This is a genomic window from Roseibium album, assembly GCF_965233825.1.
In the GTDB taxonomy this organism is placed as follows: domain Bacteria; phylum Pseudomonadota; class Alphaproteobacteria; order Rhizobiales; family Stappiaceae; genus Roseibium; species Roseibium album.
Window position 1 is genome coordinate 5264383 of record NZ_OZ247583.1, and the last position, 21496, is coordinate 5285878.

The 21496-nt window shown below is 56.5% G+C and carries 20 protein-coding genes; 7 read left to right on the forward strand and 13 right to left on the reverse strand.

Translation table 11 applies throughout. The features are described 5' to 3' along the window. Window positions 1-148 precede the first annotated feature (148 nt). Window positions 149-1519, forward strand: coding sequence for a TIGR03808 family TAT-translocated repetitive protein (locus ACO6TI_RS24185; RefSeq protein ID WP_055116285.1), 1371 nt, complete (start codon window positions 149-151; stop codon window positions 1517-1519). Between the two features lie 3 nt (window positions 1520-1522). Here ACO6TI_RS24185 and ACO6TI_RS24190 read toward each other — a convergent pair whose 3' ends face one another. Continuing rightward, on the reverse strand, window positions 1523-2329 hold the full coding sequence (locus tag ACO6TI_RS24190; RefSeq protein WP_422383523.1) for a dimethylarginine dimethylaminohydrolase family protein: 807 nt from the start codon (window positions 2327-2329) through the stop codon (window positions 1523-1525). A 12-nt stretch (window positions 2330-2341) separates the two neighbouring features. Between ACO6TI_RS24190 and ACO6TI_RS24195 the strand changes: the two genes are divergently transcribed. Beyond that, a complete protein-coding gene (locus tag ACO6TI_RS24195; RefSeq protein WP_422383524.1) occupies window positions 2342-2791 on the forward strand; it encodes a GNAT family N-acetyltransferase in 450 nt (149 codons plus the stop codon). Window positions 2792-2797: 6 nt separating this feature from the next. Here the strand turns inward: ACO6TI_RS24195 and ACO6TI_RS24200 are convergent, their stop codons facing one another. Continuing rightward, window positions 2798-3835, reverse strand: a complete 1038-nt coding sequence (locus ACO6TI_RS24200; RefSeq protein ID WP_422383525.1) for an asparaginase — start codon at window positions 3833-3835, stop codon at window positions 2798-2800. 36 nt (window positions 3836-3871) lie between these two features. Continuing rightward, on the reverse strand, window positions 3872-5050 hold the full coding sequence (locus tag ACO6TI_RS24205; RefSeq protein ID WP_422383526.1) for an aminotransferase: 1179 nt from the start codon (window positions 5048-5050) through the stop codon (window positions 3872-3874). Between the two features lie 350 nt (window positions 5051-5400). Here ACO6TI_RS24205 and ACO6TI_RS24210 point away from each other — a divergent pair, with 350 nt between their 5' ends. Then, window positions 5401-7005, forward strand: coding sequence for a SulP family inorganic anion transporter (locus tag ACO6TI_RS24210; protein ID WP_209014078.1), 1605 nt, complete (start codon window positions 5401-5403; stop codon window positions 7003-7005). A gap of 171 nt (window positions 7006-7176) precedes the next feature. Next, window positions 7177-8994, forward strand: a complete 1818-nt coding sequence (locus ACO6TI_RS24215; protein WP_422383527.1) for an adenylate/guanylate cyclase domain-containing protein — start codon at window positions 7177-7179, stop codon at window positions 8992-8994. 33 nt (window positions 8995-9027) lie between these two features. On the opposite strand, the gene ACO6TI_RS24220 is transcribed toward ACO6TI_RS24215, so the two are convergent. Together ACO6TI_RS24220 and ACO6TI_RS24225 are read right to left on the reverse strand one after the other, a co-directional pair. Continuing rightward, window positions 9028-9312 (reverse strand): phosphopantetheine-binding protein, encoded by a 285-nt coding sequence (locus ACO6TI_RS24220; RefSeq protein ID WP_197000308.1) that lies wholly within the window; start codon window positions 9310-9312, stop codon window positions 9028-9030. Between the two features lie 176 nt (window positions 9313-9488). Then, on the reverse strand, window positions 9489-9830 hold the full coding sequence (locus ACO6TI_RS24225; RefSeq protein WP_422383528.1) for a hypothetical protein: 342 nt from the start codon (window positions 9828-9830) through the stop codon (window positions 9489-9491). A 382-nt stretch (window positions 9831-10212) separates the two neighbouring features. Between ACO6TI_RS24225 and ACO6TI_RS24230 the strand changes: the two genes are divergently transcribed. Beyond that, a complete protein-coding gene (locus ACO6TI_RS24230) occupies window positions 10213-10605 on the forward strand; it encodes a DM13 domain-containing protein (protein WP_422383529.1) in 393 nt (130 codons plus the stop codon). Between the two features lie 110 nt (window positions 10606-10715). Here ACO6TI_RS24230 and ACO6TI_RS24235 read toward each other — a convergent pair whose 3' ends face one another. Both ACO6TI_RS24235 and ACO6TI_RS24240 read right to left on the reverse strand, forming a co-directional pair. Beyond that, window positions 10716-11060: a hypothetical protein gene (locus ACO6TI_RS24235; RefSeq protein WP_422383530.1), complete on the reverse strand. Its 345-nt coding sequence runs from the start codon at window positions 11058-11060 to the stop codon at window positions 10716-10718. Between the two features lie 127 nt (window positions 11061-11187). Continuing rightward, on the reverse strand, window positions 11188-12573 hold the full coding sequence (locus ACO6TI_RS24240; RefSeq protein WP_422385330.1) for a homospermidine synthase: 1386 nt from the start codon (window positions 12571-12573) through the stop codon (window positions 11188-11190). 121 nt (window positions 12574-12694) lie between these two features. On the opposite strand from ACO6TI_RS24240, the gene ACO6TI_RS24245 reads away from it, so the two are divergent. Further along, window positions 12695-13924 carry a hypothetical protein gene (locus ACO6TI_RS24245; protein WP_422383531.1) on the forward strand — a complete coding sequence of 410 codons (1230 nt, stop codon included), beginning with the start codon at window positions 12695-12697 and terminating at the stop codon, window positions 13922-13924. Here ACO6TI_RS24245 and ACO6TI_RS24250 read toward each other — a convergent pair whose 3' ends face one another. The 6 genes from ACO6TI_RS24250 to ACO6TI_RS24275 form a co-directional block, all read right to left on the reverse strand. Beyond that, complete coding sequence (locus tag ACO6TI_RS24250; protein WP_422383532.1) at window positions 13925-14425, reverse strand: hypothetical protein; 501 nt, start codon at window positions 14423-14425, stop codon at window positions 13925-13927. It lies immediately after the preceding gene. A gap of 132 nt (window positions 14426-14557) precedes the next feature. Further along, window positions 14558-15109: a GNAT family N-acetyltransferase gene (locus tag ACO6TI_RS24255; protein ID WP_422383533.1), complete on the reverse strand. Its 552-nt coding sequence runs from the start codon at window positions 15107-15109 to the stop codon at window positions 14558-14560. Between the two features lie 11 nt (window positions 15110-15120). Next, window positions 15121-16251 (reverse strand): type III PLP-dependent enzyme, encoded by a 1131-nt coding sequence (locus ACO6TI_RS24260; RefSeq protein ID WP_422383534.1) that lies wholly within the window; start codon window positions 16249-16251, stop codon window positions 15121-15123. Window positions 16252-16844: 593 nt separating this feature from the next. After that, a complete protein-coding gene (locus ACO6TI_RS24265) occupies window positions 16845-18497 on the reverse strand; it encodes a pyridoxamine 5'-phosphate oxidase family protein (RefSeq protein ID WP_422383535.1) in 1653 nt (550 codons plus the stop codon). Between the two features lie 67 nt (window positions 18498-18564). After that, on the reverse strand, window positions 18565-19476 hold the full coding sequence (locus tag ACO6TI_RS24270; protein WP_422383536.1) for a PhzF family phenazine biosynthesis protein: 912 nt from the start codon (window positions 19474-19476) through the stop codon (window positions 18565-18567). A gap of 91 nt (window positions 19477-19567) precedes the next feature. Beyond that, window positions 19568-20176: a glutathione S-transferase family protein gene (locus ACO6TI_RS24275; protein WP_209000700.1), complete on the reverse strand. Its 609-nt coding sequence runs from the start codon at window positions 20174-20176 to the stop codon at window positions 19568-19570. Between the two features lie 168 nt (window positions 20177-20344). Between ACO6TI_RS24275 and ACO6TI_RS24280 the strand changes: the two genes are divergently transcribed. Continuing rightward, a complete protein-coding gene (locus tag ACO6TI_RS24280; RefSeq protein WP_196915007.1) occupies window positions 20345-21253 on the forward strand; it encodes a LysR family transcriptional regulator in 909 nt (302 codons plus the stop codon). Window positions 21254-21496 lie beyond the last annotated feature (243 nt).

A 21496-nucleotide genomic window follows, 5' to 3' on the forward strand; every position in this document is an offset into this window, starting at 1 on the left:
GGTCAATCTCGTCCCGATGCTTGTTCAGGAGCGAATTGTCCGGGCCAACGCCACAGTCTCAGCCATTCCGGCACATCCCTTGCTGATTTCAGGGTGAAAACCCGAACTGTTTCCCATCCTGGGACGGTCACAGCAAACGGCATTGCCAATGAGACGTGATTTTTCCAAACTGAGCCGCCGGTCGTTTCTTGCCGGGACAGCACTGTCTCTTTCCGGGACAGCAGCGATGGCACAAATGAAAGTTGCGGATCTGAGAGGCTCGATCGATTCAGCCGACCTTGGCCTTTTGCCCAATGCCTCCGACGACCAGACTGCCCAGTTCCAGAACGCCGTCAATCGGGCCGTTGATCGCGGTCGCGCCCTCTTCCTGCCGGCCGGCACCTATCCGGTTGCCAATCTGCGTCTGCCCTCGGGCACATTGATCGTCGGCGTTCCGGGCCGCACCCGGCTTGTCTATCAGGGCGGCGGCGGCCAGCTTATCCGTGCGGAGGGTGTCAGCAACATCGGCATTCAAGGTGTCACCTTCGATGGCGCCAACCGGTCGATCGGCGATTTCACAGAGGGTCTGCTCCACTTTGTCGGTGTCCGCAATCTCGCGATCGAAAACTGTGATATCGCGGGCTCTTCGAAAATGGGTGTTGTCCTGGATCGTTGTTCGGGACGCGTCGAAAACTGCCGGATTTACGGTGCGGCCGAGGCCGGACTGCGCTCGAACGAAGCCGATGGACTGGCGATAACCGGCAATACGATCACCGATTGCGCCAATGGCGGCATCTGGGTGCACCGCTGGCGTGAAGGTGAAGACGGCACCATTGTGTCGGGCAACCGGGTTGAACGCATTGGCGCCCGCTATGGTGGCACAGGCCAGTTCGGCAACGGCATCAACGTGTTCAGGGCCCACGGCGTGATGATCTCCAACAATCGCATCACAGACTGCGCATTTTCAGCCATACGCTCAAACACGGGATCCAATGTTCAAATCCTCGGCAATTCCTGTCTACGGTCCGGCGAATGTGCGATCTATTCGGAATTCAATTTTCAAGGCGCGGTAATTGCGAACAACATCGTCGACGGTGGCACGACCGGTATTTCCATCGCCAATTTCATGGATGGCGGCCGTATGTCCGTCTGTTCCGGAAACATCATCCGCAACATCTCCGAAGACGGTCCATACCCGCCGGAGGTTTCAGGTTTCGGCATTGGCATTGCCGCTGAGGCCGACACGACACTGACCGGCAACGTCATTGAAGGAGCTCCCAAATTCGGCATGCTTCTGGGTTGGGGGCCTTACATGCGCAATATCGTTGCATCCCAGAACATTCTGCGTGACTGCGGAACCGGCATAGCAGTGACTGTCGTTGACGGAGCAGGCCCGGCGGCCATCACGAACAACATCGTCCAGGGCTCGGAACGTGGTGCGATAAAGGGCTATCGCTGGCTGGAACCTGCAACAGGCGAACTGAACAATTCAGCCCGTCATGCCAATCTGACGATCACGGGAAACCAGGTGAGCGCTTGAGCATCAGGTTTCAGGCAAGGCAAAACGCAGGGACAGACAGGAGAGCCCACCGTCGACCTTGCGCGCCTCATGGGTCGGCAGAACCACGGTTTTGAAGCCTTCCTGCTGAATCGCTTCAAGTGTCTTCGGAAAACCCTCCGGAACCAGGACGACGTCGTTCACCCGGATGACATTGGCGGCATATTCCTCACCGTCCGGAACGACAACGACCTTCCGCTCTCCGAAAAAGCCGCTTGCCGCCATGACTTTCGTTGTCAGGATGACGTCGTCGCCAAGTGTGGAGCAGGCGGTTTTGAAATGCAGTACTCCGTCCGGCGTCTCGCAAACCCGGGCATCATAGCCCCAATCCGCCAGAACGCCGGCGAAGGCCTCTGCTCCCGTGCGGTTTGTTCGAGCCGACAGGCCGATCAGGACAACATCATCGAGCATCAATACGTCGCCACCGTCGACAAAGCCATCACCTGGCAATTCGACCACCTCGGCGAAACGGGCTTCGAGAGCACGCCGGATTTCCCTGCCCTCTCCTTCACGGCTGGCTGTCCCAGGCCGAAGCTGGACTGCACCTGAGGGCAGGCAGAATGCCGGATCCTCGACAAAACAGCTGTCAGGATAGTTTTCAAGCGGAGGCAATACGTCAACCTCAAGACCCGCCTCTTGCAGTGCGCGGACATATTGCTCATGTTCCTCCCGAAATCTTGCGCCGCTCGGATCACCGCTGTCGACAGCCCGGATCCCGCTCGCAACGCTGTCAGACGGCGTACGCGTGATTGCATGGGTAAAACGGAAAGACAGACCTGGGCGGGGCGTCATAGGGAAACTCCAGTGAAATCGACGAGCAAAGAAACATCCATCCGCAAGGCGAAATTGCAAGACGTTGCCGTTCTCAAACGTTGCATCGAACGGGCCTATGCACCGGTAAAAGCACGGTTGAGCGACCTGCCGGACGTTTCAGCCGGTCTGGAAGAAGACATCGCGGCAAAAACGGTACTCGTTGCCGAGACAGGCGGCAAGACTTCCGGATGTATCATCTTGAATCTCGATGGCGTTATGGCCCAACTGGTGAACGTCGCCGTCGATCCCGACTTCAAGGGTCTGGGTCTGGGCAGGAAACTGATGGAGAAGGCTGAGGAATTCGCCTGTAAGAGCGGAGCGACAGCAATTCAGCTCGCAACTCATGTAAACCTGCCCGAGAATGTGTCTCTCTACAGTCACCTGGGTTGGCGTGAAACATTAAGAACCGGAAACAAGATCATGATGAAAAAGGATTTGTAGCCTTTTTCATTTGGCTTGTTTCAGGGCGGTCTTCAAAGCGGACAGAAACTCTTCGCCGGGTCTGATATGGCCAGCCTGAACACCCCGCCGGGTCAACACAGGCGGATTGACGAGATTGTCCATAAGAACAGCCTCGTCTTCATTCAGCTCCAGGGCAATTTCCAGAACAGTCGCCATCATGACTTCCGCAGCGCGCGTTGCGCCGTCGTCGCATTTGAGCGACACACCAAATCCGAGTTCGGGTATCGCGGCACAGAAAACACCTTCCGCGCCGGTTTTGACAAAGACCCGACCGCGGAAAGTTTCCATGACCCGGGTGCAGAAGCGATCCGCACCGGCCACCATGTAGGGCTCGTTGATGCAGGCGTCGTAGATCTGCCGGGCCGCGTCGGCACGAAGAGGTTCAAGCCCCTCTCCAGTTCCAAACGAAGCAAAGGCCCGCGCGAAGCTTCGTAGTGGTGAGGCATAGGTCGGTATGGAACAACCATCGGTTCCGCACACATCTTCAGTCAGCGTGTCGCCCGTCATCTGTTCCATCGCGAGGCGGACTTCGCGCTGCACCGGATGGTCCGGTTCGATGTAGCCGCGCGTATCAACCCCCATCGTCTTGGCCAGCCCCAGAAATCCTGCGTGTTTACCGGAACAGTTGTTGTGCAGGCCGCAGGGTACTTCGTCCGCGAGGATCAGCTTGGCGGCATCTTCCATTCGCTGCGGCCATTGCGGACCGCATTCCAGATCATCCTCGTTCAGCCCGGCTTTGAGCAGCATCACCCGGGCGGCGTTTGCGTGAATTTCCTCGCCATTGTGGGACGCACAGGCAAGCGACAGTTCGGCATCGGTCAGATCAAGGGCTTCTGCGGCGCCCGATTCCACCAGCGGCAGCGCTTGTAGAGCCTTGATCGCAGAACGGGGATATACTCTGGCGTCGACATCGCCGATCCCGAAAACAAGAATCCCGCCGGTATCAACGACTGCCACGCTGCCACGATGCAGGCTCTCCGTCAGGTTTCCGCGCGTCACATCGACCAGAGCCGGATTGTCCATGAAGTTTCTCATCCTGATCAAATCGGTTGTTTGAGGCTATGCGGATTCGCCGCCTGCCGCAGTTAAAAATGCAGAGAGCCGCGCCAGGGCTTCGTCGATCACCCAGTCTTTTTTGCAGAAGCAGAACCGGATGTAACCGGTTGGCGCATCCGCACCATAAAAGGCGGAGACCGGGACAGCTGCAACGCCGGCCTGCTTCACGAGGACCTCGCAGACATCGACATCATTATCACCCAGACCAAGTTCTTCGAAACCGCAGGTCAGAAAGTAAGTCGCGGAGCAAGGAAGAACAGAAAATCCAAGTGCCTGGAGCCCCCTCGCCATCCGGTCGCGCTTCGCCTCCAGGTCCCGGGCCAGGTCCTGATAGTAGCTGTCGTCTTTCCTCAAACCATAAGCAACTGCCTGTTGCAGGTTTGGCGGTGTGGTGAATGTGACCCACTGGTGCGCCTTGGCAACCGGATCGATCAACCGGGCAGGACCCGTGACATAGCCGACCTTCCAGCCCGTCAGCGAAAAGGTTTTGCCTGCTGAACCGATACGGACCGTCCTCTCCCGCATTCCGTCCAGTGCCATCAGGGGCCGGTGTGCTGCCCCGTCGAAAACAAGGTGTTCGTAAACTTCGTCACAGATCGCATAAGCGTCAAATTCGCGGCACAAGTCGGCAATGCACTGCAATTCCGCAGCGGAAAATATCTTTGCCGTCGGGTTCATGGGATTGTTGATCAGGATTGCCTTGGTTCTTTCAGAGAAGGCGGCACGAAGCTTTTGCGTATCGAGCTGCCATTCCGGCGGGCTGACCCGAACACGCACGGGAATTCCACCTGCCCGCCTCACCAAGGGCAGATAACAGTCATAGAGCGGCTCGACCAGAACCACTTCATCTCCCGGTGACACGAGCGCCATGATGCAGTCCGCAAGCGCCTCGGTAGCTCCGGACGTCACCAGAACCTCGCTCTGTGCGTCGATCTCAAGTCCGTAGAATCGCCTGTTGCTCTCGGCAACCGCCTCGCGTAGGTCGGGCAGACCCAGCATCGGCGGATACTGGTTCGGGCCGTCCATCAAGGTCCTGGCGGCTACTTCACGAATGTCGTCAGGTCCGTCCACATCGGGAAAACCCTGCCCGAGGTTGACGGCATTGTGAGCCTTCGCCAGCCGGGACATGGTTTCAAAAACAGTGGTTTCGATGCCGGTGAACACCGGATTTGTCGGCTTCATAACGTCTCCCGGAAGTGATTTCATTGGTTCTAATCGTCAGAAAGACGTCCGTCGAGTGTTTTCAGAGTGCAGGAACTCAGATGAAGACCGCCTCAACTGAGATCACCTGAATTTAATTCGGATAACACTTCCGCAGATGCAACCGTTTAGTTGCATCGGCAACGCAGCGTCGAGACCAAATCGGACGACAACACATATGACAGCGTTCTATAATGCTGCACTTGTTTCACGATGCATGGCTGGTATTCGCGGCGAATCTTGCTGCGGCGCAATAAATAGACTAAAAGGTCGTCAATTGATCTAGGTCAATGTGTATGTCCGGTGTTCCTGGGCGACCGTTTCAACAAAACATGAATAGTCTGGAGCCCGTCTTGACTGCACGTGCCGAGGCCGTTGCGCCTGTACAATCGACCAAACTGGATGCCTCGCGCATCAAAACGGAACTGCTGGCAGGTTTGACTGTTGCGCTGGCCCTGGTTCCCGAAGCCGTTGCCTTCGCCTTTGTCGCAGGCGTCAATCCTCTCGTCGGGCTCTACGCCGCCTTTTTCGTCGGGCTGATCACAGCCTGCATCGGAGGGCGTCCGGGCATGATTTCGGGCGCAACCGGCGCGCTTGCGGTTGTCATGGTGTCTCTTGTCGCACAGCACGGCGTTGAATATCTGTTCGCGACCGTTGTCCTGATGGGCATCATGCAGATTGCCGTCGGCATTCTGAAGTGGGGCAAGTTCATCCGGATGGTGCCACACCCGGTGATGCTTGGTTTCGTGAATGGCCTTGCCATCGTGATTTTCCTGGCTCAGCTTGGCCAGTTCAAGGTGCCGGATGCATCCGGCGGCCTGACCTGGATGGGAGGATGGGAGCTCTACCTGATGCTCGGGCTCGTTGCCCTTACCATGGCGGTGACCTGGCTGCTTCCAAAGATCACCACCTCGTTTCCTGCCCCGCTTGCGGGTATTCTGGTGGTTTGGGGCCTGGTTCTCGGCTTCAATCTCGATACCCGGTCGGTCGGGGATCTGGCTTCGATTTCTGGCGGCCTGCCTGACTTCCACATCCCGATGGTCCCACTCACCCTTGAAACACTGCAGATCATCTTTCCCTACGCGGTTATCCTGGCTGCAATCGGCCTGATCGAATCCCTTTTGACGCTCAATCTCGTCGCGGACCTGACAAACACCAAAGGTGGCGCCTCGAAGGAATGCGTTGCTCAGGGCACCGCGAACATTGTCACCGGTTTCTTCGGCGGCATGGGTGGCTGCGCCATGATCGGCCAATCGATGATCAACGTGAAATCAGGGGCTCGAACGCGGATATCCGGCATTGCCGCTGCCCTGTTCCTGCTGTCCTTCATTGTCATTGCCTCGCCCCTGATTGAACAGATCCCGGTCGCGGCTCTTGTCGGCGTGATGTTCATGGTCGTTATCGGCACATTTGCATGGGCCAGTCTGAAGATCGTCCACAAGATCCCGCTGACCGATGCGCTCGTCATGGTGATCGTCACCTGTGTAACTGTCTATGCGGACCTTGCCGTCGCGGTGGTTGTCGGTGTCATCATTTCGGCGCTCGCCTATGCTTGGAATGCGGCCAGCCGCATCAGCGCACGCGTTGGCACGAGCAAGGAGGGCTGGAAGGTATATCGTTTGTCCGGACCGCTTTTCTTCGGCTCGACAACAGGATTTGTCGATCTGTTCAACCCCCAGAACGACCCGGACGATGTGGTTGTCGACTTCATTGACAGCCGCGTCGTCGACCACTCGGGTCTTGAAGCGATCGACGCCCTGGCGTCGAAATATGTGGCCGCCGGCAAGCGTCTTCACTTGCGCCATCTGTCTCCGGATTGCCAGAAACTGCTGAGCAAGGCGGGCAATCTCGTTGAAGTTTCCGTTCTTGAAGATCCCGACTACGAAGTTGCGGTCGACTACGGACACAGGTTCAACGAACCTGAAAAGGCTTCCTGACGTCACATTTCCTGTTTTCTGACGAAAGGCTTCGGAAGCGGACTGCTTTCGGGGCCTTTTCTTTTGTCGGGAAAGTTCGGTTAATGTCCGCAAAGCACCGAATTGGCGAAACGGCAATCAGTCAGCGCTACCGGTCCGGCAACATACTTGGCTGTGTTTTGGGATATCACTGTGCATTTACGCAACAAGCTCTTCATCACACCGACCCTGGCCACTGTTATCGGGACATTCGTGGTCATCACAGCTGCCGCGATCCTGATCATCCAGGCAGTAACCTCCGAACGCGTTATCCGCCAGCTTGGCGGAGGGCTCGTTGATCTTGGAATGGATTCCACTGAAGCAGCGTTTGTCGAGCAGTTGCATGCAGTGACCGAGACGGCGGACTATACCCATGCGAGCTGGGCGCTTGGCGAATTGTCGTTTGACGAACCCGAGCTGATGATCGCGTATATCTACGGCGCACTTGCACCCCAGGATCGTGTCTCATTCATGGTGATGGTCGATGAAAACGGCCGCGGCGTCGATGTCGACCGGGGAGATGCTGACGGAAAGCTGGAAGGTGGCCGGACTGATCTGGCGTCAGAAATTCCAAGCCTGACCCGGTTAACGGGGAAAGCGTCGCGGCAATCGACCCCGTTCTGGAGCGAACCGCTTTATATGCCGAGCCGGGAGCACACGTATTTCATCTACACAACTCCCCTCTATGATAGGGACAAGTACCACGGCAGCTTCATGATCGGCATGTCACTGGAGCGCATTTCAGACATCACGTGGTCCATTTCAACCGAAGACATCATCGTGTTTCTGATGAAGGAAAAGTCTGAAGAGGTCATCGCGCACCCATTGCTGCACCAACGGTTTGAGCAGTTGAGCGAGACTGCGCCGCTTCTCCATGTCAGTCAGATTTCCGATCATTTTCTCACCAGTTTCTCGGAAATGCAGGTCGTGGCAAACGAGGATTACAAAATTGCAGACAACCTCGAACTGCGAACGGGATATGACCGGGAGGGAAACAAGCGTTTCATCATTCTGGAAAAGAAAAACGACAACCTGAAAGGGCTCCCTGCGCGTATCGGTGTGCATTTTCCCGGCGAGTTCCTGGATCAGCCGTTGCGCCAGCTGCTTGTCGCCATCCTGGTTGGACTGGGATTGCTGCTGCTGTCTCTGCTCGGCGCCATCGCCCTTGCACGCCGCATAGCCAAGCCAATTCGCCGGGCGGCCGGTTCGGCCAAGGACGTCGCCGGACTGAACCTGGAAGCATTTGAACCGCTCCCCCCGTCCGTCATCCGGGAGCTTGACGATTTGTCGAGTGGCTTCAACGCGATGGTCGGAGGGCTCAATGCCTTCAACAGGTATGTACCGCGCACCCTCGTGCAGAAGCTCCTGAGTGAAGGCCGCACAGAAGCACCGCCTGAGGAACGCGAAGTCGCCGTTCTCTTTACCGATATCGTCGGCTTTACATCTGCGTCTGAAGGCATGTCTGCGAGCGATACCGCAGCTTTCGTCAATCATCACCTGTCAATACTAGGCGCGGAAATTACCAACCACGGTGGCACGATCGACAAGTATATCGGCGACAGCGTCATGGCGTTCTGGGGCGCGCCGGATCACCTGGACAATCCGGCTGAGCCCGCTGCCGGTGCAGCACTTGCAATGGTCGAGGCGATCGTCAGGGACAACCGGGATCGTGCAGCACGCAACGAACCACCGGTGCGCGTACGTATCGGTATTCACATGGGTCCGCTGATCGTCGGAGATATCGGCGCACCCGGACGCGTCAACTACACCGTAATCGGCGATACCGTGAACATAGCCGCGCGCCTTGAAAGCCTAGGCAAGGAAATTGATCGCACGGCAGAGGTCATTGTTCTGGTTTCCGGCGAGATCGCCAATAGGCTGAACCCGGACATCCTTCAACAACAGATCGGTCCGCAGATGGTCAAGGGCAAGGCCGAACCGATTGACGTGGTCCGGCTGTTGCCAGGCTGAACAGGCCGGTCCCCGCTGAACCCGATTGCGCGCTCACTCGGCTAGGGCTTGCAGACGGACCGGCACATGATTGACCGATTTTTCGATCGCCTCGACGAAGGCACCAAATGTCCATTCGTTGTCCTGAAATTCAATCGAATTGAAGGTTTCCTGCGGCAGGCAGCACCCGAGTTCCAGCTCGACAGCCATGATGAGACCAATCGCATCCAGACTGTCCGCGCCCAACCTACTTAAGGTTGAATTTGGCGTGATTGTCCACCACGCCAAATTCAGGTTCTTCGCAATGACCGATCTGACTACTTCCTTAACTTCAGACATTTATCACCCAATGAATAAATTGATGTGTGCATAAAAAAACTTACTACCTCAAATAACAGTCAGGTTGTAGAAGCGCAATCTTCCTTCGGTAAATTTTACGAGATAACGTTGGGTGAATGCCAGGCTGCGACGCTTTCACGGTCGAAAAGGGAACGTGGCTGTTTTTAGGTCGCTCGTCAGGCAGGCAATCTTTTTCGATGTCTTGATCTGTTCTCTACCAGCCGTGTTGCGAACTTGTAGGCAATGACTGATGTGCCGAATACTGCCAGCAATCCGATCCCGAGATCGACAAAGACCGGATATGGCAAACGGAATGCGAAAGCGAAGATTTCCATATAGCTGGCCGTGAAGGTGAGAAAGAGACCGCCGGCAATCAGGAAGGTGAACCCGTCCTTTGAAAGCAGCCCACGCCGTCTTTTGGACTGGAAGACACTTGAAAGCAGAAAGTAACCCAAAACGCTTGCAAAAAAGACAAGCACCGCTGCAAGCAGCAGACCTGCATCGAATAACACAGACATGGTTCTTGGCCCGATTGGTTTCGATTGATTGATCTGTCGGAAGGTACCCGGCGCAGCAGCACTTGCCTGTCACAGTCGGGATGCCTGGTTTCTGCAGCATCATTCCGCTGCGCCCGCTTACTTAGGAAGCGTGCTAGTCCCAGTCCAGACATCTGGACAATTTGTAATATTCAGCTGATGCGCAGTCGATTGACCAGGTGCAGACGAAGCAGCCGAGGGTGATGTCATCATCCGGTAACGCGGATTTCGCCAACATGTGACGACGCGAGAGCTGAATGTGCCTTCAAAAAAAACGCAGTCAACCCGATCTGAAACGTGTGGCCGGACGGCCCTCATCAGAAATGCACTCAACAAATTTACGGGCACCCAAGGAAAACAGAAAATGACGAACCGCAGACAGTTTCTCGCACTCACTTCCGGCTTCGTAGCCACAACCGTTGCATCAGCCACCATACCCGCATTTGCGGGAAGCAAGACGAGATCCGGCAACTTCTCGGGCCGCAGCGACCATGTCACGACGGGCAAGACCGAACTCAGCAGTAACAGCGTCGTCCTCGAAAGCGATTTCAGCCTCGATGGCGCACCCGATCCACGGGTCGGTCTTGGAAAAAATGGCAAGTTCGACCCGAACGCCGATCTCGGAGCACTGAAGAAACTGACCGGCAAGCAGAGCTACCAGATCGGCAGCGGGATCAACGCTTCCGACTATGACGAGGTTTATATCTGGTGCCGAAAGTTCAATGTGCCGCTTGGGGTGGCAAAGCTCGGCAACTGAGGCGTCTCTGATTACCTGGCCGCCCCGGCCCCGAGCCGGGGCACATGGCTGAAGGGAAGTCGGGCATGCGAACCAATTTGGAACACGGATGGCCGCGCGCGGCGCCCGCATCAACGTTTGACAAGATTATTGGCTATCAGGCTGCCAATGACGATACCGGAGACAAAGAAGCAAAACAGGGTGGCAGCGGGCAGCATGCCGACTGAAACAACACTAAAAATCAGGTACCAGTCCGCAAAGGAACCATTCGCTGTTGGTCCTTGCGGGACTGCCAGCATTCGAAAGACAAAGTATACTGCGACAAGAATGGATATACCGCCCGTGATCGGCGAATTCGGCCAACGTTTGCGCTTTGGTGGCAAAATGGACCAGGTAAGCATGGCAAACAAAAGTGCGGCGACATGAGCTGCGAGCAGCAGATTGTTCAGACCGATGCTGTCGATGAAACTATCCAAATTAAGACCTTGGTCAAAAGGACCTGAAGCTGCCGCAACTTATCTCAGCCGCCTCGGCCTCGAGCCGCTGCCAATTGTCGGAAAAGGTCCCGGATCAGGTCCGGGACGGCACGCTTTCTGTTACTTCTTACCGCACCAGGATGTTCCTGAACTGCCATGGATCCTTCTGGTCCAGGTCTTCCTTGAAGAAACCCGGCCGCCCTTCCAAGGGTGTCCAGTCGGTATAATAGCCCTTGACCGGCCCGAGATAAGGCATCTGGATTTCAAGGCAGCGCCTGTAGTCCATCTCGTCGGTCTCAACGATGCCGGCTTCCGGGTTCTCCAGCGCCCAGACCATTCCCGCAATGACCGCCGACGTTACCTGTAGACCGGTCGCATTCTGATAGGGTGCCAGTTTGCGGGTTTCCTCGACGGAGAGCTGGGAGCCGTACCAGTAGGCGTTTTTCTTGTGACCATAGAGAAGAACGCCGAGCTCATCGATACCGTCGCGGATTTCATCTTCCTCCAGAACATGAAGCTTGTCCTGTACCTTGCCTGCTGCACCGAAAAGCTCATGCAGGGAAAGGACCGCGTCGTTGGCCGGGTGATAGGCATAGTGGCAGGTCGGCCTGTAGGTGACCTTCTTGCCGTCCTCCAGCGTAAAGAAATCGGCAATCGAAATGGCCTCGTTGTGGGTCACGAGGAAACCGAACTGCGCCCCGGGTGTCGGGCACCATGTGCGCACCCGCGTGTTGGCCCCTGGCTGCTCGAGATAGATCGCCGCATTGCAGCCCTTCTTGTGGCTCTTGGCGTTTGCCGGTTTCCACTTCTCGTGCGTACCCCAGCCAAGCTCGGAGGGCTGGAAGCCTTCGGACAGAAAGCCTTCGACGGACCAGGTGTTCCAGAACACGTTCGGCGGCTTCGGCTCCTTGGCCCGTTGCGTATCGCGCTCGGCAATGTGGATGCCCTTGACGCCGACCTTCTTCATCAGCTTCGCCCAACCCTTGCGGTCGGCTGGCTCCTTGAACTTGATGCCGGTTTCAGTGGCCACGTCGACAAGCGCTTTCTTGACGAACCAGGACACCATGCCCGGATTTGCGCCGCAGCAGGAGACAGCCGTCGTGCCGCCAGGCTTCTTCTTCTTTTCCTTGCGGACGGTTTCGCGCAATGCGTAGTTCGTGCGATCGGCGGCCGGAGCATTTTCATCAAAGTAGAATCCGAGCCAGGGCTCAACGACGGTGTCGATGTAGAGGACACCGAGTTTCCGGCACAGTTTCATTAGATCAAGCGAAGAGGTGTCGACCGACAGGTTCACAACGAAGCCCTGCCCCTCCCCCTCGGTGACCAGAGGCGTCAGGATGTCCTTGAAGTTGTCCGGTGTCAGAGCAACTTTATGGAATTTGTAGCCCCGATCCGTCACCAGTTTTGCATCCGTGTCGACAGGATCAATCACCGAAAAGCGTGACTTGTCGAATTTGAAATGACGCTCGATCAGCGGCAGCGTCCCCTTGCCGATGGAACCGAGCCCGATCATGACCACAGGTCCGGTAATCGTTCCGTGAACCGGGTACTTCGCAGAAGTCGCTACGGATTTGGGTGCTTCCTTTCTGGCCGGTGTCTTGGCAGCAGCCACAGGTTTCTTCTCGGAAGGTTTGGTGGCCGCCTTCGCTGCTGTTGAAGGTTTTGACGCCGCAGACCTGGAAGCAGCCGGCTTGGCTGCAACCGGTTTTGATGCTGATGGTTTCGCTGCAGCTGTTTTCGCCGTTGAAGGTTTGGTTTCTGCAGGCTTTGCAGCGCTCTTTGAAGGCGCCTTTGTCTTGGAAGACGATGCTCTTGGTGCGGTTGCCTTTGGCGCGGCTGTCTTTGCAGCTGAGGATTTTGAAGCCGGCTTGGCAGCTGCAGGTTTTGTGGCGCTTGCCCTCGAAGCTGGCTTGGCTGCCGTCGGCTTTTTTGCTGCACGCGATGCAGCGGATTTGGCTGTCGTGGTTTTTCCTGCCGAAGGCTTTGCAGCAGCTTTGGTCGCGGGAGCTTTTGGTGCAGGCTTCGGTGCTGCGGACTTTGCCGCGGGTCTTCCGGCAGATGCTTTGGAGGCCGGTTTCACGGAGGCTTTCGGCGTTGCCGATTTTGCTGCCGCGGGTTTTGCGGCAGGTTTTGCAGCCGCCGGTTTTCTTGCCGCCGGTTTCGTCGTGGTCTTTGGTGACTTGGCAGCCGCAGGCTTGGCCGTCGGCTTGGAAGTTGCCGATTTCGCAGTGCTTGATTTCGCTGGAGTTTTTGCCGCCGACTGTTTTCCCGCTGCAGGTTTGGACGCTGGCTTGGCTGCAGCCGCCTTCGTCGACGGTTTGGCCGCTGCAGGCTTCGCTGCGGTCTTTGTCCGTGAAGAGGCTGATCTTGAAGCGGCCGGTTTGGAATCTGCTGGTTTTGATTTTGCGGGAGTTGTTTTGGATTGTGCGGATTTGGCACCGGTCGACTTGGCAGCGCCACCTCTTGTGGCAGCCGGCTTTGCTGCCGCCGGTTTCCCTCTCGCACTTGTCTTCGATGCAGCCTTGGTTGCAGCTGACTTGGCGACGGAAGTTTTAGCCGCTTCAGGCTTCGATGCTATGCTCTTCGGCTCTGCTTTGGACGCAATGGGCTTTGCTGCGACAGCTTTCGATGTAGACGTCCTGGAGGAAGACGCTCTGGCCCCTGAAGACTTCGTTACCCCGCGTTTTGCCGCATTTTTGCGCGTTGCTCGCGCATTCGTTGCTGCATCCTTCGGCGCGCCGCCGTTTATCTCGTCGGTCATTATCTGGTCTCCAATCTCTTACGTAACCCCATCTTACAATGGGGCATATTTTTCGCCTCGCAGCGAAATTCTCAATTTCACTGTCGAATGCGAAATCTTTTGATTAGTGTTTCGACGCAAACTCTATTTCAGCGTCCTCGTCAAAGTTATGAGAACTTCTATCAATCAAACCAAACAAATGGGCAAAGAAGTCTTTGTTATTGGTTTCGAAAATGTTTCCAGCATAGTCAAAAGTATAGACCCCATCCGACCCATCACCCAAAAAACAATAAAGCCAGCTTGCACCTGAATGAGCGAAAACTATGGCCGATTCCGGGGGATGCCGCCAACCACGCGGGTCATCACCAAAGTCAAATTTGGTGGTTTCATCATATGGATAGTATCCAGCATCAAATAACTCCTCTATGAGGAGATATGGAAGGTGGTAGTCAAGAATGTCTGGATCTTCAATTACACCAAATCTCTCGAGAAAGACCAAATATTGACTTGATATGCCGGGAAACTTATTGTTGATTTCGACAATTTTTTTCTTATCCAAGAGCAAATTATTACTATAGCGTCCAATTTTTTCAATTTTACTCAAATATTCTATGAAAGCACTCATAATCGTCTGTCCTTAGATAAATGAGATTTTTGAAGGAAGCCCCATGGTTACTTGCGTAAATTAATACCGACCAGACAACGAATTGCATACTTCAACGTCTATAAAACCAAGGCACAAAATTTCCATACCTGATCAAGTGGTTTTTGCAACAAAGGGGAAAGACTTTTCTGGCCCTAAGGATTGTTTCACATCAACCGTCCCGGCAGCAACCAGTGCACCTTGCAAGCCTCGAATATGTCCAGGACGAAGATCCAAACACAAAAACCGATGCTGCTCAAAGGGCCCGGGCAAAATGACCCGAGCCAGCTTGCCCGACGAAAAACCGAACCGCTCGTAATATGCAGGATCGCCGACAAGAACCACCGACCCGTGACCATGCGTTGACGCCTGGTTGAGCGCGTGGCGCATCAACCGGTCACCGACCCCTCTGCCTCTGAATTCTGACGCAACGGCCAGTGGTCCGAGCAGCAGGCTTGATTGACCACCCTCGTCCTGCACGGACCAGAGACGCACGGTTCCAGCGAGCTTGCCTTCTTCATCAAGTGCGACATACGCAAACACCGGTATCCTGCCCGCGCGAAGCCGTTCGCACGTTTTCAGGTGACGATCCTCTCCGAAACCGAGGTCAAGCAAAGCCTCGCGGGCGCTGAAGTGTTCCAGCGCCTCGTCAACAATGGTGATCATTTCGGTTCGTCCTAGATGACGTGAGACGCCAATGGCGCAAATCCATTGAAGCCAACCGACGAATAGGTTGTCGTGTAGGCACCACAGGCTTCGATCAGCACCTTGTCGCCGATGGAAAGACTGACCGGCAATTGGTACGGCGTCTTTTCATAAAGAACGTCAACACTGTCGCAGGTCGGTCCAGCCAGAACACACGGTGTCGTCCTGTCGCCGTCGCGAGGCGTGCGGATCGGGTAGCGGATAGCCTCGTCCATGGTCTCGGCAAGACCGTTGAACTTGCCGATGTCGAGATAGACCCAGCGCATGTCGTCCTGAGCGGACTTCCTGGAAATCAGCACCACTTCGGCTTCGATCATGCCGGCGTTGCCGACCATGCCCCGGCCCGGTTCGATAATCGTCGACGGAAGCTGGTTGCCAAAATGCCGGCACAGCGCCTGGAAAATTGCGTCGCCATAGCGCGGCACACCCGGGACGTCTTTCAGGTAGCGGGTCGGGAAACCACCACCCATGTTGACCATTTTCAGCTCGATACCGCGCAGCGCCATTTCGCGGAAGACACCTGCCGCCATGGCGAGAGCGAAATCCCAGGCTTCGAGATTTGCTTGCTGGGAACCAACGTGGAAGGAAACCCCGTATGCAGTAAGGCCGAGCCTGTGCGCGTATTCCAGGACGTCGGTCGCCATTTCGGGATCACAACCGAATTTGCGGGAGAGTGGCCACTCGGCACCGACACCGTCACAAAGGACCCGGCAGAAGATTTTCGACCCGGGAGCAACCCGGGCGATCTTTTCGACTTCTTCAATGCAGTCGACTGCGAAGAGCCGGACGCCATGTTCAAAGGCACGCGCAATGTCCCTCTCCTTCTTGATGGTGTTGCCATAGGAAATACGGTCGGCCGACGCACCGGTCGCCAACACCAGTTCGATTTCACCGACGGAGGCACAATCGAAGGAGGAACCAAGGCTCTCAAGCAGGGAGAGGATTTCCGGTGCAGGGTTCGCTTTCACGGCGTAATAGACCGAAGTGTCCGGCAATGACCTTGCAAAAGCCTGGAAGTTGTCGCTCACGATATCGAGATCGACAACAACGCAGGGTCCGTCGTCGTCGCGTCGGCGCAGGAAGTCGCGGATGCGCTCGCTCATGGGGATCTCCCCTTTCAAATCAGGCCGCAGACACGCAAACTCCGTTTGGCGTGCTGCAGTTCACGTCGCAGGGTGCTGCAATACGCACCGGGCCTCCCCCGGGATGGAACCGGAGGCCGGGTTGACCGCAGCGACGGTTGGGCGATCACGGCATTTGACATGCACGCGATGCTTTCCCGCGTCGGGAATGCCGTTGATTGGATCGGAGATACCGAGCCGCACGTCGGGCAAGGATGTAACAAGTGCCTCTTCAGTGACGCCGGAGGTTGGATACCCCGGCAGAGACCAAAAAAGCCCTCTTACGTCGTTGCTTTAAGCCGTACGGATCTGCTGCCCGCCCCTTGGCGGTTTTAGTGGCAGCGGCCCCTTAAGAGATGTCTTTGTAGCATCCCATGAACGACCTCGGGCACGTGCGAATTTGGGCAGGCGCTATATGCGGTAGTTTGGTGTTTCGCGCAAGCGGAAATTGACCGTTTATGAAGATTTTTTCATCAGGGCTGAATGACGGCCGGGTTCGGCCAATTCGGCCCCTGGTGGCGGGCCCGGATGTTTCCGGTTGACAGCCGTCCGAACCATGCACCGGCCAATCATGCTCAAAACGTTTCGAAATGAATTTTTCCTTCCGCGACACCTTTGTTTTCCAGACTGTCCTTCAGCTCAGCGAGAAAACCCGCGGGACCGCAAAGGTAATAATCTGCATCCAGGTCAGGCATGAGCCGGATCAGAAAATCTGCCGAGATCCTGCCGGTTTCATCGTAATCCCTGCCTTGTTCATCGTTAGGAGACGGTCGACTGTAAAGAATGCGGGTTTTGATATTTGCTGCTGCTTCGGCCAGTCGCGCAGCCTCGTCGCGGAACGGATGGTGGTCCCCATCCCGGGCGCCATGCACGAACAGGACGTCTCGTTCGCTCTTTTCAGCGGCCAGTTGATGCAACATGCTCAACATCGGTGTGACCCCGATCCCGGCGCTGACAAGAACGAGCGGACCATCACCATCCGACAGCACGAAGTCTCCGGCCGGTTTCCGGCTTTCCAGGATCGTACCGACCTCCAGCCGGTCGTGCAGAAAACCGGATGCCAGTCCACGCGCTTCCCGTTTGACGGAGATCCTGTATCGATCCTCCAGCGGTGAACCGGAAAGCGAGTACGTTCTCTGGACCTTTGTATCAGCATCAGAAACCCTCAATTCGATCGGCAAATGCTGTCCAGCCTTGAAGGAAGCCAACGGTCCGCCGTCGCGCGCTTCGAACACAAAGGACGACACGTCGGCGCTTTCTGCCGTTTTCTCAACGAGGCGCAAGGATCGTGCAGACCCTGCATCCTCCTGCCAGCGCAGTCTGAGTGCTGATGACAACTCGACAATTTCATCGATCTCCAGCGACACCAGCTGACGCGCGCCGGGAAATCGGACGACTTCTTCTGAACCGAAATCGATCGTCGCCCTGCCCGTTATCTGCAACAGGCTTCCGGTCGAAAAATCAAGGAACAGAAATCCGGCCCGGCCATCGAGCAGGATATTGCCCAGTGTGTTGTAGTGGCGGTTGCCCGCATAATCCGGAAACCGGATTTGCGTGTCGCTCAGCACCTCCACGAAACCCCGGTCGCCGCCTCGGTGCGAAACGTCCATACCGTTCGCGACATGGTCGCGTGCGCCATTGTGTCCGGACGCGATGAAAAAAGTATCTGCCGCCCTGATCCACTCAATCTGGCTTTCGGTGAGTTGCCTGCCGCGTTTGGCGGTCCCGGCCACAGGTTCGGAGGTGAACCAGTAGTCCCGCTCGCGGATGTATTGCGGGCAATTGCCGAAGGATTGTCCCACTTCAAACCTGATCCCTGACGCGCCGCTTCCACCGACCCGTCCATTCACACGGTTCCGGCGGCGGGTCGCCATCTCGATGCCGAGGATACCGATATCGGCTGCAACATCGAATGCATGTTCCAATGCATCCCCGGTGACCGGTTTCGCGTTGATTTCCAGGCTCTCCGGATCCGGGGAAGAAATGAAGCCGGCCTCACCTTCAAGCAATGTTGCCCAGGGGCGACCTGACCGGTCTCGTGCGGAAACAATCAGGAATGGCTGCGCGGCAAAGAAAGTCCGATGCTGGTCCGGCATGAACGGCCGGATTGCCTTTTTTGCCCAGGTCTCGATGTCGCGCTCTCCCATGCGCTCCTGAATGGCGATTTCACCTTCATGAAACGGAGTGGCGTCCTGTTCTCTGACGCCAGGCAAATCTATCGCTTTCATTGGATCATTCCTTTTGTCTTGCCACGAACCTGTTGCCCGGGATTGGCCTTGGTCTGAACCGGCGTCGTCAGTAGCTGACTGTCTGCTCCCGCACGACCTTGCCGTAACCGCCAGCCATCAGGCCGGAAATCGCACCTTTTTGGAGGGAAAGCCGAACATCCAGCAGACTGACAGAAGCCGGCGTCATGTACCTGCCTTGCTCGATCAGGATGCAAGACGCGCTGACCCCGAACCGGTCATGAAGCAAACAGGCGAGCGGTCCTGCCGCCATACCCGTGGCAGCTTCCTCGCGAATGCCGTAGCGCGGTGCGAACATCCTCGTTGTTGCGGTGATCTCTCCCTCCCCCGGCAACGCAAAGGGATAAAAGCCGATCAGATCGAGATCTTCGCTGATGGCCTCGATCAGGTCCTGGTTCTCGGCAATCCGTTCCAACACGTGCGGGTCTTTCACACCGACCAGCAGGAAACGGTTCCCGGTATCGACAACAACGGGATTTCCACCCGGCAACAGGTCGTCTTGCGTCAGTCCCAGAGCCGTCAGCACATCCTGTTCGCGAACAGCATCACCGCCCCACTCCAGTTCTCCGAAATACGCGGGGGCAAGTTGCTCCATGAAGGCGGCACCGTGCCTGATCTCGATCGCACGCGGCCCATCAACCGTTTCCTTCGAACTTGCGCCTTCACCTACCCTGCCGAGTGAGGCAAGCAGGGAAAACGTACCGACTGTCGCATGGCCGCAATGGGCAATCCGCCGGGTAGGCGTAAAGAAATCCAGTTTGAAGTCCGCAATGTCAGATCCGGATACGAAAGCCGTTTCTGAAAGACCCGTTCCGGCTGCGATTGCCTGCATGTCTGCTTCGCTGAGATGATCGGCGTCAAGCACAACGCCTGCCGGATTGCCGCCTTCTCCATCTCTGACAAAAGCGTTCACGATCCTGACGTCCACGCTGGAAGCCGGTTTCCTGGCTGTATTGGTCATTTTGTCCGCCACTGGTTTGGATTGTCGAAATGCAATCTTCGGGAAAGAGGCGCATGACCGCCTCTTCCTCGATTGTGCCCGTATCTCCGGATCAGGCCGCCAATCCGGCCTTTGTGGCCTGCATCGGCACAAAGCCCGGCAGCGCTTCGATACGGGCCAGGAGCGCGCGGATATTCGGATAGCCGTCGAGCCCGACATTGCCCTCTGGCGCGTGCGCCGTGTAGCTGTAGATGGCGACATCGGCGACCGACGGCCGGTTTCCGACCAGCCAGTCACGACCATCAAGATGAGCCTCCAGCTGGCCAAAGACACCGGCCGCGATCGTCTTTGCCCGGTCCGCATCAAGCGGCGCGCCGAAGACGGTAATCAGGCGGGCTGCCGCCGGTCCATTGGCGATTTCGTTTGCAGCCAACGAAAGGAAACGCTGCACCTCGGCCTCTCCGACCGTGTCTTTCGGCATCCAGTCCGGCGCATATTTACGGGCAAGATAGACAAGAATCGCATTGGAATCGGCGACGACGACTTCCCCGTCTTCCAGAACCGGAACCTTGCCGGCGGGATTGAGACTCAGGAACGGTTCTTTCTTGTGTTCACCCGACAGCAGGTCAACATCGACCAGCTCATGGTTGATGCCGGTCAGGCTGGCAAAAAGCTGCGCCCGGTGCGCGTGACCGGACAGCGGATGGCGGTGAATGCGAATGGCATTGGACATTGCGATCTCCATTTGGATGACTTTCGGCGGCACCCGGAACACCCTGCCCGGTCCGCTGATCGCAATATGCACCTCTTCCAATTCGAAGATAATACTTCAATTCATTCAATGATTATGTATGATTTGAGGATAATATCTGCGAGAGGATCTGACGCCGTGGACAAGATCGAAACCATGCGGGCCTTCGTTGCGGTTGCAGCGGAACAATCCTTCACTGGCGCCGGACGGCGGCTAGGTATCTCGACAAAGCTGGTCAGCAAATATGTTCAGCAACTGGAGAGCCGACTGCAGACGCAGCTTTTCAACCGGACGACCCGGAGTGTTGCGCTGACGGACGTCGGAAATGCCTATCTGGATCGCTGCCGGTCCATCCTCGAGCAGATTGACGATCTTGATTCACTGGTCAGGGAACGGCAGGGTTCCCTTGCGGGTTCCATACGCATGACGGCCCCTACGGTTTTCGGCAGCACCCGGCTGACGGAAGCCCTTGTGCCGTTCCTGAGACAACACCGGGATATCGAAATGGACCTGAAACTCACCGACAGCCGTGTGGCCGTCGTCGAGGAAGGTCTCGACCTTGCCATTCGCATCAGTGATCTGAAGGATTCAGCGCTGATCGCCCGCAAACTCTCCGACATGCCGTTGATCCTGTGCGCCTCGCCCGACTACCTGGACAGGCATGGGCGTCCGCAAACGCCGCAGGCCCTGACAACCCATGCCTGCCTGATCTATTCCAACCAGTCGGAGATGAACATCTGGCGGTTTCATGCGCAAGGTTCCGAGCAGATTGTCAGGATCAATGCGACCGTGCAGGCAAACTCGCCCGGCGCTCTGGCCCGCATGGCCATCGGCGGTCTCGGCGTCACCCGTGCACCGCTCTATATCGTTGAAAACGCGCTTGAAAAAGGCGATCTGGAAGAAGTCCTTCCCGATTATCCGTCGAACGATTTTGGCGTATACGCCCTTTATCCGCCCAATCGACACCTGACCCGGCGGATCCGCGCGCTCATCGATCATCTTTCGGCGGAATTCGGCACCCGCTGGCAGCGAACGGCACACATTTAGCGACGTACATGATGTTTCGCCGAGCATACCGAATTTCGTGAAACGGCGGCGTATCCCAACCCTGAAAGCGCCCGACATTCAACGTTCAGATCACACGTTTCCTGGCATGCGCACGAAACTCGGCACGTCGTGAGCATGCGGCCGCATATCCACGACACTCAAGTACCGGGGAGTTCAAGGCACCGAGTTGTCGTTTGAGACGCAACAAATTTACGAGTTGGGTGGGCAGCGGCCATTCGTTGC

Excerpts from the sequence above, each read along its gene's own strand:
- ACO6TI_RS24185 (WP_055116285.1), top strand. The coding sequence starts at position 149 with ATGAGACGTGATTTTTCCAAACTGAGCCGCCGGTCGTTTCTTGCCGGG.
- ACO6TI_RS24190 (WP_422383523.1), bottom strand. The coding sequence starts at position 2,329 with ATGACGCCCCGCCCAGGTCTGTCTTTCCGTTTTACCCATGCAATCACG.
- ACO6TI_RS24200 (WP_422383525.1), bottom strand. The coding sequence starts at position 3,835 with ATGGACAATCCGGCTCTGGTCGATGTGACGCGCGGAAACCTGACGGAG.
- ACO6TI_RS24205 (WP_422383526.1), bottom strand. The coding sequence starts at position 5,050 with ATGAAGCCGACAAATCCGGTGTTCACCGGCATCGAAACCACTGTTTTT.
- ACO6TI_RS24210 (WP_209014078.1), top strand. The coding sequence starts at position 5,401 with ATGAATAGTCTGGAGCCCGTCTTGACTGCACGTGCCGAGGCCGTTGCG.
- ACO6TI_RS24220 (WP_197000308.1), bottom strand. The coding sequence starts at position 9,312 with ATGTCTGAAGTTAAGGAAGTAGTCAGATCGGTCATTGCGAAGAACCTG.
- ACO6TI_RS24225 (WP_422383528.1), bottom strand. The coding sequence starts at position 9,830 with ATGTCTGTGTTATTCGATGCAGGTCTGCTGCTTGCAGCGGTGCTTGTC.
- ACO6TI_RS24230 (WP_422383529.1), top strand. The coding sequence starts at position 10,213 with ATGACGAACCGCAGACAGTTTCTCGCACTCACTTCCGGCTTCGTAGCC.
- ACO6TI_RS24240 (WP_422385330.1), bottom strand. The coding sequence starts at position 12,573 with ATGATCGGGCTCGGTTCCATCGGCAAGGGGACGCTGCCGCTGATCGAG.
- ACO6TI_RS24250 (WP_422383532.1), bottom strand. The coding sequence starts at position 14,425 with ATGAGTGCTTTCATAGAATATTTGAGTAAAATTGAAAAAATTGGACGC.
- ACO6TI_RS24255 (WP_422383533.1), bottom strand. The coding sequence starts at position 15,109 with ATGATCACCATTGTTGACGAGGCGCTGGAACACTTCAGCGCCCGCGAG.
- ACO6TI_RS24260 (WP_422383534.1), bottom strand. The coding sequence starts at position 16,251 with ATGAGCGAGCGCATCCGCGACTTCCTGCGCCGACGCGACGACGACGGA.
- ACO6TI_RS24265 (WP_422383535.1), bottom strand. The coding sequence starts at position 18,497 with ATGAAAGCGATAGATTTGCCTGGCGTCAGAGAACAGGACGCCACTCCG.
- ACO6TI_RS24270 (WP_422383536.1), bottom strand. The coding sequence starts at position 19,476 with ATGACCAATACAGCCAGGAAACCGGCTTCCAGCGTGGACGTCAGGATC.